This is a genomic window from Spirillospora sp. NPDC047279 (genome assembly GCF_040643285.1).
GTDB lineage: Bacteria > Actinomycetota > Actinomycetes > Streptosporangiales > Streptosporangiaceae > Spirillospora.
In genome coordinates this window covers 231,279-241,352 of record NZ_JBEYUA010000006.1, presented here as the reverse complement: position 1 = coordinate 241,352, position 10,074 = coordinate 231,279, and the positions used below count along the sequence as shown (strand labels likewise).

At 73.7% G+C, this 10,074-nt stretch carries 7 protein-coding genes; 4 read left to right on the top strand and 3 right to left on the bottom strand.

Annotation, left to right across the window (positions count from 1 at the left end; translation table 11 throughout):
* The first annotated feature begins 36 nt into the window (after positions 1 to 36).
* The 4 genes from ABZ810_RS17355 (at position 37) to ABZ810_RS17340 (ending at position 4,139) form a co-directional block, all read left to right on the top strand.
* The gene (locus tag ABZ810_RS17355; RefSeq protein WP_358403965.1) at positions 37 to 1,038 is read left to right on the top strand and encodes a sugar ABC transporter substrate-binding protein; all 1,002 of its coding nucleotides are present in this window, start codon (positions 37 to 39) and stop codon (positions 1,036 to 1,038) included.
* Positions 1,038 to 2,087 carry an ABC transporter permease gene (locus ABZ810_RS17350; protein WP_358403963.1) on the top strand — a complete coding sequence of 350 codons (1,050 nt, stop codon included), beginning with the start codon at positions 1,038 to 1,040 and terminating at the stop codon, positions 2,085 to 2,087. The genes ABZ810_RS17355 and ABZ810_RS17350 overlap by 1 nt, the downstream gene beginning before the upstream one ends.
* Positions 2,084 to 2,929, top strand: a complete 846-nt coding sequence (locus tag ABZ810_RS17345) for an ATP-binding cassette domain-containing protein (protein WP_358403961.1) — start codon at positions 2,084 to 2,086, stop codon at positions 2,927 to 2,929. Before ABZ810_RS17350 ends, ABZ810_RS17345 begins: the two co-directional genes overlap by 4 nt.
* 79 nt (positions 2,930 to 3,008) lie before the next feature.
* The gene (locus tag ABZ810_RS17340) at positions 3,009 to 4,139 is read left to right on the top strand and encodes an NAD(P)/FAD-dependent oxidoreductase (protein WP_358403960.1); all 1,131 of its coding nucleotides are present in this window, start codon (positions 3,009 to 3,011) and stop codon (positions 4,137 to 4,139) included.
* 76 nt (positions 4,140 to 4,215) lie between these two features.
* Here ABZ810_RS17340 and ABZ810_RS17335 read toward each other — a convergent pair whose 3' ends face one another.
* The 3 genes from ABZ810_RS17335 to ABZ810_RS17325 all read right to left on the bottom strand — a co-directional run bounded on the left by ABZ810_RS17335 (position 4,216) and on the right by ABZ810_RS17325 (position 10,051).
* Positions 4,216 to 5,847: a serine/threonine-protein kinase gene (locus ABZ810_RS17335; RefSeq protein WP_358403959.1), complete on the bottom strand. Its 1,632-nt coding sequence runs from the start codon at positions 5,845 to 5,847 to the stop codon at positions 4,216 to 4,218.
* Between the two features lie 67 nt (positions 5,848 to 5,914).
* On the bottom strand, positions 5,915 to 9,250 hold the full coding sequence (locus ABZ810_RS17330; RefSeq protein ID WP_358403958.1) for a hypothetical protein: 3,336 nt from the start codon (positions 9,248 to 9,250) through the stop codon (positions 5,915 to 5,917).
* Between the two features lie 24 nt (positions 9,251 to 9,274).
* The gene (locus ABZ810_RS17325) at positions 9,275 to 10,051 is read right to left on the bottom strand and encodes a hypothetical protein (protein WP_358403957.1); all 777 of its coding nucleotides are present in this window, start codon (positions 10,049 to 10,051) and stop codon (positions 9,275 to 9,277) included.
* Between the last annotated feature and the right edge of the window lie 23 nt (positions 10,052 to 10,074).

The following is a 10,074-nucleotide window of genomic DNA, read 5'->3' as shown; positions in this document are numbered from 1 at the left end:
CCAGCCCACCCCCTCGGGGAGAACGGAGATCGGCCCATGAAGCGCACTCGGAGGACCGGCGGCCTGACCGCGCTCGCCGCCGCGGGAGTCCTCACCCTGGGGCTCAGCGCGTGCAGCGAATCGGGGGGCAAGGAGGCCGAGAACACCCCGGCCGCGGGCGGCGGCGGTGCCGCGGGCCCGCGCCTCAAGGTCGCGATGGTCACCCACTCCGGGCCCGGCGACGCGTTCTGGGACATCGTCCAGAAGGGCGCCAAGGCCGCCGCCGCCAAGGACAACGTCGAGTTCCTCTACTCGGCCGACCCGGACGGCGGCAAGCAGGCGCAGCTCGTCCAGGCCGCGATCGACCAGAAGGTGGACGGGATCATCGTCACCTTCGCCAAGCCGGACGCGATGAAGGACGTGGTCGCCAAGGCCACCGCCGCCAGGATCCCGGTGGTGTCGATCAACTCGGGTGCCGACGTGTCCGCGCAGTACGGGGCGATCGCGCACTTCGGGCAGGACGAGACCGTCGCGGGCGAGGCGGCCGGGCGCGAGCTGGCGAAGTCCGGCGCCAAGAAGGCGCTGTGCGTCATCCACGAGCAGGGCAACGTGGGGCTCGAAGACCGCTGCGCCGGCGCGAAGAAGACGTTCGGCGGCTCGATGCAGAACCTCTTCGTCCAGGGCACCAACATGCCGCAGGTGAAGTCGTCGGTCACCGCCAAGCTGCAGGCCGACAAGGCCATCGACGGCATCCTGACCCTGAACGCCGCGGTCGCCGCCACCACCGTCGACTCCGGCAAGGAGGCGGGCAGCAGCGCCAAGGTGGCCACGTTCGACATGAACAAGGACCTGGTCGCCTCGCTCAAGGCCGGCACCATCCAGTTCGCCGTCGACCAGCAGCCCTATCTGCAGGGATACGAGGCGGTCGACGGGATCTGGCTGCTGAAGAACAACGGCAACGTCGTGGGCGGCGGGCGCCCGGTGCTCACCGGCCCGGCCATCGTCACCAAGGACAACGCCGCCGCCATCGAGAAGTTCGCCAACCAGGGGACCCGCTGATGGGTCAGGCCGTCGCCCGGCCGCCGCTGGCGGCGGACGAACGGGTCGCCCGGCGGTCGCCGTTCCGGCGGCTGCTGGGCCGTCCCGAGCTCGGCGCGCTGATCGGCGCGGTGGTGGTGTTCGTCTTCTTCTCCGTGGTCGCCGACGCGTTCCTCCAGACCTCGTCGTTCTCGACGGTGCTGTACGCGGCGTCCACGTTCGGGATCATGGCGGTCGGCGTCTCGCTGCTGATGATCGGCGGCGAGTTCGACCTGTCGGCCGGGGTGATGGTGACCACGTCCGCGCTGGTCGGCGCGCTGGTCAGCTACCAGCTCACGCTGAACGTGTGGGCCGGCGTGCTGATCTCCCTGGTGGTCACGCTGGGCCTGGGCTTCCTCAACGGGCTGCTGTACGTGCGGACCGGGCTGCCGAGCTTCATCATCACGCTGGCCACGTTCTTCATGCTGGCGGGCGCCAACCTCGGCGTCACCAAGGCCGTCACCGGCAACGTCGCCACCGACTCGATCCGCGACATGGACGGCTTCGCCACCGCGCGGAACGTCTTCGCCTCCGACGTCACGATCGGCGGCGTCAACGTCAACATCACCGTGTTCTGGTGGATCCTGTTCGTGGCCATCGCCACCTGGATCCTGCTGCGCACCCGCGCGGGCAACTGGATCTTCGCGGTGGGCGGCGCGGCGGCCAGCGCCCGCGCGGTCGGCGTCCCGGTCACCCGCACCAAGATCGCCCTCTTCATGGGCGTGGCGTTCTGCGCGTGGTTCTCCGGGATGCACCTGCTCTTCGCGTTCGCCACGGTGCAGTCGGGCGAAGGCGTCGGCAACGAGTTCTACTTCATCATCTGCGCGGTGATCGGCGGCTGCCTGCTGACCGGCGGCTACGGCTCGGCGATCGGCGCCGCCATCGGCGCGTTCATCTTCGGCATGGTCAACAAGGGCATCGTGTACGCCGAGTGGAACCCCGACTGGTTCAAGTTCTTCCTCGGCGCCATGCTGCTCGCCGCGACCGTGGTCAACCTCGTCGTGCGGCGCAGAGTGGAGCAGTCCCGATGACCGAGCCGCACGCGTCGCGAGAGCGGCGAGAGCCCCTGGTCCGGCTGGCGGACGTCGGCAAGAACTACGGCAACATCATCGCGCTGCGCGAGGTCTCCCTGGAGGTGTCGCCCGGCGAGGTCACCTGCGTGCTGGGCGACAACGGCGCGGGCAAGTCCACCCTCATCAAGATCGTGGCGGGCCTGCACCGGCACGACTCGGGGGAGTACCGCGTCCAGGGCGAGGCGGTCGCGTTCTCCTCGCCCCGCGAGGCCCTCGACCGCGGCATCGCCACGGTCTATCAGGACCTGGCCGTCGTGCCGCTCATGCCGGTGTGGCGCAACTTCTTCCTCGGCTCGGAGAAGCGCCGGGCGCTCGGGCTGATGGACATCGACCTCATGCGCCGCACGACCAGGAACGAGCTGCTCGCCATGGGCATCGACCTGCGCGACGTCGACCAGCCGATCGGCACGCTGTCGGGCGGCGAGCGCCAGTGCGTCGCCATCGCCCGCGCCGTCTACTTCGGCGCCAAGGTGCTCGTGCTGGACGAGCCGACGGCGGCGCTCGGCGTCAAGCAGGCGGGCGTCGTCCTGCGCTACATCGTGCAGGCGCGCGAACGCGGTCTCGGCGTCATCTTCATCACCCACAACCCGCACCACGCCTACCCGGTCGGCGACCGGTTCCTCATCCTCAAGCGCGGGCGCAGCATCGGCCACCACGCCAAGGACGAGATCACGCTGGAGGAGCTCACCGCCCTGATGGCCGGCGGCAGCGAGCTGGAGGAGCTCGCCCACGAGCTGCAGGGTCTCGCCGGCGCCCAGGAGATGTCCGAGGAGGCGAAGCGGCTCGGCATCACCGACTGACCGCGCACCGCGACGGCGCCGCCGTCAGGGTCCACTATAGGATGTAGTACTACGTCCTGTAGTAGTCATGGAGGCCGGCATGCGGGTGCTCGTCGTGGGAGCGGGGATCAGCGGGCTCGCGGCCGCGCGGGGGCTGGCCGCCGCGGGGCATGACGTCGTGGTCCTGGAACGGGCCGGCGCGCTGCGGCTCGGCGGGGGCGCCATCACGCTCTGGCCCAACGGCACGGCCGTCCTCCACGACCTCGGCCTCGACCTGGAGACGACCGGCCGGCGCCTCACCACCCTCGCCCTCCGCACGTCCGGTGGGCACGACGTGATGTCGATGGACCTGGCCGCGCTGGAGGACCGGTTCGGGTCCGAGGCCCGGGTCGTCCCGCGCGGTGCGCTCATCACGCTTCTGGCCGGGACGTCGCCCGGCGGGACGGTGCGCTTCGGCGCCGGCCTCACCTCGGTGGAGGTCGGTGCCGGCGGGGTGCGGGCCACGACGGAGGACGGCGCGTACGAGGGCGACTTCCTGGTGGGGGCCGACGGTGTGCGCTCCTTCGTGCGTTCCGCCGTCCTCGGTGACGGGCCCGCCGCCTACACCGGGCTCGCGACCTGGCAGGGGCTGACTCCGGCGCCGTTCGACTGCGGCACGACCACCACGTTCCTGATCGCCCCGCGCGGTGACTGCGGCTACATGAGCGGCGGCGACGGGCTGCTCCAGTGGTTCTTCGACGTGCCCTGGTCGCCGGACGACCCGCCGGTGACCGACCCGCTCGCCATGCTCCGCGAACGGTTCGGCACGTGGGCCGCTCCGGTCCCCGAGATCCTCGACTCGCTGGAGGGCGCCGTGCTGGAGGTGTACCCGCACACCCGCCACCGGATCCCGCGCCGCTGGGGCGCCGGCCGCTGCGCGCTGATCGGGGACGCCGTGCACGGGATGCCCCCGGTCATGGCCCACGGCGCCAACCAGGCACTGGAGGACGTCGCCGCGTTGATGGACGCGCTGGCGGCGTCCGCCGGCCCGGCCGCGGCCGTCGACGCCTACTCGTCCGCCCGGCGCCGCCCCGCCCGCCGGGCCTCGGCCGTCGCCTCGAACAGCCTCGTCGTCTCCGGTCCCCGCAGCCTGATGCAGAGCGAGCGCGCCCTGCGGATGTCGGGCGTCCTGGACCGTGTGGCCACCGCCGGGTTCGGCCGCATGCTCCGCTCTCTCAGCAGCCGCCTCTGATCTCCCGCCGCGTTCTCTGGCCTTTGGCCTGCCGTAGACCAACTGGTAGGGCGCGCACTTGGGCCGGGACCGCTCGTCAGGTCCAGGTGGCCTCTTTGAGGATCTTGTCGAGGCCGGGAGTGTTCCACTCGTCGACGATAAGGACCTTGGTCTGCGGGAGATACCAGAGCCGCTGGACGAAGCTCACGTTCGTCCGCACGAACTTGGGTGTGATCTCCGCGCAGCCGATGCGCCACTCGCGGTATTCGGCCTGGCGGCCGCCGACCGGCGCGAGCCCCCGCTTCACCAGCTTCGGCTCCTGGATGCCGAACAGGTCGGCGCGGGGCGGGCAGACATGGGCGGCCTCGGTCTCCGGGGCGAACGTGGCCTTGATGTCGAACGTGTCCCAGCCGGTCTCGCCGTCGTTGCGGTACGGGGTCATGATGACCGCGAAGCTCGGGCAGTAGTTGTTGTAGGAGTTCGCCTGGTCGCGCGTGGTGCCCTCGCGCTCGTCCAGTTTGGTGATGATGCTCGGGACCCGGCACCGGCCCGGCACGTTGATCCGGTGGTTCGGCGTCTTGCGGACCTGCGTCTGCCCATCGATCACCGGCAGCGTGCGGGACTTCCAGGCGGGCGGCACTCGCAGCGACAGCCGGCCGAACGTGAGCGGCTTGCCGGGCGGCAGGGACGTCGCCGCCGAGGCCGGCCGCCGGGTGTCGTCGGCCTGGGTGTACTCGTAGACGCCGAAGACGCCCGCACCGGCGCCCACCACGGCGGTGCCGGCGATCGCCACGGTCGCCTTGGTGCCCAGCGCGCCCAGCACGCCGGACGAGGTCGTGCCGGCCGCGGTCCCGGCGGCCGCGGTGCCGGCCGGGGCGAGGCCGGCGGCGGCCAGCGGGAACAGGGCGGCGAAGGCCAGCGCCGACGCCGCGAGGGCCTGGACGCCGCGCGACTCCCAGTCGGGGCCGTAGGCACGGGCGGCGGTCTCCTCGAGCTCGGCGACGAAGGCGGCGGCGCCGGCGGGCCGGTACGAGGGCTCCTTGGCCATGCCGCGGGCGACGAGCGGGCGGAGCCTCTCGTCCACCGATTCGAGCGGGACGGGGGTGTTGAGGTGGCCGTTCATCAGCGCCGCCTGGTCGCCCCGGTAGGGGCGCTCCCCGGTCACGCACTCGAAGAAGACGCAGGTGGCGGCGTAGACGTCGGTGGCGGGGGAGGCCGGCTGCCCGCGCCACTGCTCGGGCGCCATGTAGACCGGGGTGCCCGCGGCCGAGGTCTCGCCGGAGAACGTGGCGATGCCGAAGTCGATGAGCTTGCTCAGGCCGTCCGCCCTGACCACCACGTTGGCGGGCTTGTAGTCACGGTGCACGACGCCCGCGGCGTGCGCGGCGGCCAGGCCGATCAGCGAGCCCTTGAGGACGGTGAGCGCCGCCTCGGGCTCCAGCCGCCCGTAACGTTCCAGGATCGTCCGGAACGGGACGCCCTCGACCGCCTCCATGATGATCGCGACGCCCTGCTCGCCCTCGACGAGCCGGTAGAGCTTGGCGACATGCGGGTTGTCGACCTGCCCGAGCATGCGGGCCTCGGCCCGGAACCGGTCGTGGGCCGCGCCGCCCGCGTCGGCCGGCAGGTACTTGATCGCCACCGGGGTGCCGCGCACGGCGTGCCGGGCGAGCACGACCCGGCCCTGGGCACCCCGGCCCAGCTCCCGCAGTTCCTCGAATTCGGTCACATGCCATTCCGTCACGCCCGCTGTGACGCCCGAAACCAGGGAAAGGTTGCCCCACGAATCCCAGATGTCACTCTTCGGCGGTGATGATGTCGCGGGCGGAGTAGGCGACGTCGGGGTGCGGGTGGGCCCGCAGCCGGCGCAGGAGCGCCCGCCACTCGTCGTCCCAGCCGGACTCCGGGCCGTGCTCGCCGACCAGCGCGCAGGCGAAGAGGCCGCCCGGCAGGTCGCCGCGCGCCGCGAGGCGTTCCGCGTGCGGGAGGACGTCCTCGGGCTCCGGCGTGCTGGGGGAGTGGTAGGACCAGCCGGTCGCCGCGCCGGCGGCCAGAGCCCGCGCGATCGCCCGGACCGGGAGCACCCCGGCGACGGGCCGGTCGGCGATCGCGTCGAGCCGGGCCGCGGCGTCCGGCTCGTCCCACCGGAACGTGGCCGCGAGCAGGACCGACGCCTGCGGCTCGGGGAGCTGCCCGTCGAGGGCCCGGATGGCGGGCTCGGCGGCGTCGCGGAAGAACACCGACCGCCCGCGGACGTACTCGGCCGCGACCCTGAGGCGCTGCGCGGCGGGCCGGTCCCGTTCGGCCTCGGCGTCCGGCTCGGCGGGGAGGGCGGCCAGGGCCGCCGCCGCGGCCGACAGGTCGCCCGCGCCCGTCCCGGTCGTGGCACAGGCGGTCAGCGCCTCCAGCGCGGCCCGCCAGTCGGGCGCGTCCAGATCGGTGACGAGCCCGGCGAGGAGGGCCGGGATCTCGGGCGCCCACGGCGCCCACGAGGAGAGCGCGGGCAGGGCGGCCTCGCGGGTCTCGACGTCGCCGGAACGGGCGACCTGGAGCACCAGCGCCGCGTACGCGGTCCGGTGGCGTTCGTCGATGTGCAGGGGCGGTGCGCCGAGGACCTGGCGGGCCAGGTCGCGAGGGCCGTTGGCGGCCTCGGTCAGCAGGCGCGTCGCCACCGGGTCGCCGAGCCGGTCGCGCAGGGCGGAGGCGATCGCCGAACGTACGTCGCGGTGCTGCCCCGGATCGTCCCAGGCGGCCTCGATCAAGGCCATCGCCTCGGGCACCCGGCTGCGCAGCAGGATGCGCACGGCCTCCTTGCGGGCGGTGATCTTGCCGGCGGTCAGCACCGGGCCGAGGGCGGCGGCCAGCGCGCCCGGCGCGACGTACCGGGACGCGCGGCTCGCCGCGTACAACGCCACGTGCGCGTCGTCACCGGACGCGCGGTCGAGCAGGACGGGCAGCACGTCCTGCGGCGTCGCGATCCACGGCGCCGTGGTCAGGGCCGCGCGGCGCAGCGCGTCGTCGGCGTGGTCGAGGTAAGGCCGCAGTTCGTCGGCGCCCACCCCCGGGACCTCGCCGATGTCGCGCACGGCGGCGGCCCGGCGGGCGTCCGGCGTGCCCGCGTCCTGCGCGAGCAGGTGCTTGAGCTCCAGGTACAGCGCCCGCTGCTCACCGGTCCACCGCCGCATCCACCGGCGCTGCGCCGTCGGCACGTGCACGACGTCGGCGGCGGCGAACCGGCCGGCCGGGACGTCCCCGGAGAGGGCGCCGGTGAGCAGGTCGGTCCGGCCGGTCGCCAGCACCGCGAACACGCTCGGGAGCGCCACCGCCGACGGCTCGCGGCTCAGCAGCCGCGCGACGCGGTCGCCGCGGGCGGCCGGGGCCTGGAGCCAGAGCCCGATGGCGTTGGCGGCGACCGAGTCGGACCGGGCCCCCGTCGCGTTCCCCAGCGCGTCCTGCAACTCCGGCACGGCGTGCGCGCGGCGGCCCAGCGACCGGGTGAGCCCGAAGACCAGCGTGTGGTCGTCGCGCCGCTGGGCGTCGGCGAGGCGGGGAGCCAGGACGCGGACGAGGTCGTGCTCGGCGCCGCGCGGCAGGATGTGGTCGAGGCGCCGGCCGAGCCAGGTGCCGCCCGAGTGCCCGGTGAGGCGTTCGTACAGGCCGAGCCCGGTGGCCAGCAGCTCGCCGTCGCCCCGCATCGCGCCCTGCCGGCACAGCCGGTCGGCCAGGGCGGCGATCCAGCCGCGCGTGCCGGACGAGCAGTCGCGGGCGGCGAGCGCGTCGTCGGCGAGCCGGGTGAGCGCCGGGCCGTGCCCGCTCCTGAGCATCGAGGGCGGCATGGTGGCGAGCGCGTGCAGCGCCGCCCAGCGCACCGGGTCCTGCTCGTTGCGCAGCCGGGCGAGCGCGTCGAAGAGCCCGGTGAGCACGTCGGGGTCGCGCGTCCGGCCGGCACAGGAGATCAGGAGCCGGTAGCCGGTGGCGCGCTCCTGCGCGTCCGGCCGCCTGATGATCGCGTCGAGGACGGGGAACGCCTCGTCGTAGGGCAGGTAGGAGGTCAGGTCCCAGGTGCGCGCCCGGTCGCCGGCCACCTCCCGCAGCCGCAGCGCGCGGCGCGCCTCCGCGATGCGCCGCGCGGCGGGCAGGACGTCGAGCAGCGGGAGGTCCGGTACGTCGGCGGCGAGGTCGTAGCCGGTCATGGCCAGCGCGAAGACGTGCTCGCGGCGCGCCGGCGGGAACGCGCTCAGCAGCAGCCTCAGCACCTGCTCGTCGGCGCTCACGGCCCGCGCCACGGTGGCGAGGCCGGCCTCGTCCAGGCGGACCATCCGGCGCCGGACGGCGGGGTGGCCCCGCAGCACGTCGGTGAGCCACGGGCGGTTGGCGTCGGCGAGCAGGAAACGAGCCGTTCGGTCCTGCTCGGCGTCGAGGAGCAGGCCGAGCGCCGACGCCAGGGGGGACGGCAGCTGCCCGTCGCGCCAGTGGCGCTCCAGCAGATCGATGACACGTTCCGGCGCGTGCTCCGCCGCCGCCGCGACGCCCGCGGCGTGGTTCCACCACCAGGTGCGGCGCGTTGCCTCCGGCAGGGCGGGAAGCGCCGTCTCGGCGTGGTCGAGCACGAGGCCGGGATGCGCCCGGCCCAGCGACCGCCAGTTGGGCACCGCGTGCGCGAGCGCGGCCAGCCTCTCCCGGGCCACGGCCTCCCCGCACGCGGGCAGCAGGGACGCGGCCTCGTCCTCGCCCCATCGCGCCGCCACCCGGTCGATCAGCGCCTCCGCGAGGTCGGCGCGCCGCCACCGCCGGATCGCCTGGTACGTCGCGGCCCGCAGCCCGGCGGGCGCGTCGTCGAGCAGCACGGTGAACGCCTCGGCACGGGCGCCGAGCCGAGCCGACCAGCCGATGGCGGCCTCGGCGAGGTCGGCGGCGGGGTCGAGCGTCGCGGACTCCAGATGCCGCAGCCCCGCCTCGTCGCGCGCGGCCGACGCGAGGAAGATCGCCACCGAGCGTTCGTAGTGACCGCCCGCGCCGAGTTCGGCGAGCAGTTCCGGCGCCACGCCCCGGCGGGCCGTCTCCGCGAGGCGACGGCACCGTTCTCCGTGGGACAGGGGTTCGATCCGTGTCAGCAGGTCCTCGGCGCGCATGGCGTGCATCCTTCCTGATCGGGATCAGGAAGGCACGTTGTTATCACCGCTCGCCAGTACGGTGACCGCCGTGCGGACCGCGCCGAGCCGCTGCTGAAGGACCTCGTCGGTCTCCAGCTCACCCGACTCGACGTCGCGCGCCGCGGTGTCGGCGGCCCGCACCCGCTCGGCGACCTCCTCCAGCCGCTGGACGCGCAGATCGTCCGGCGATCCCACGGCGAGACCCTCGGCGATGCCCCATTCGTGCCGGGCGAGGGTCTCCTCGTCCATCAGGCCCGCGAGCCACTCGGCGTCCCAGACTCTGGACCCGGTGATCGTGTCGATCGCGTCCTGGGCGCGCAGCATGCACTCGTGCCCCGGCGATCCGGGAGGGAGGTCGGCGGTGCTCAGGTAGCGCCCGTGGTGCTCACGGGCGAGCCTCGCATCGTCCCCCTCCTCGAAGAAGATGAAGATCATGATGCCGAGGAAGGCGGCCATGACGGAACCGACCGCCACGAACGCCGTGAACCCGAAGGCGACCCAGATCCCGATCATGACCGCCTCCATCAGGAGGCCGAAGGTCACCGAGCCCCAGGTCACGATGCAGCACCACATGATGGGCAGGAAACCGAACAGCGCACCGGCGAGGAACATCGTCCCGAAGCCTTCCACGGTGGCGCGGCCGCCCCAGCGCGGCTCCCGCGGCGGCGCCCCGTCCGCCGCGACGAGGGGACGGGGCATCCCGCGGATGAGCCGCCGCTCGTACTCGGGGATCTCCGGGGCGAACACCGGGCGCATTCGCCGTTCGTCCTGTTCCGTCACGACACCCCCCGGAGGTCGGTGTT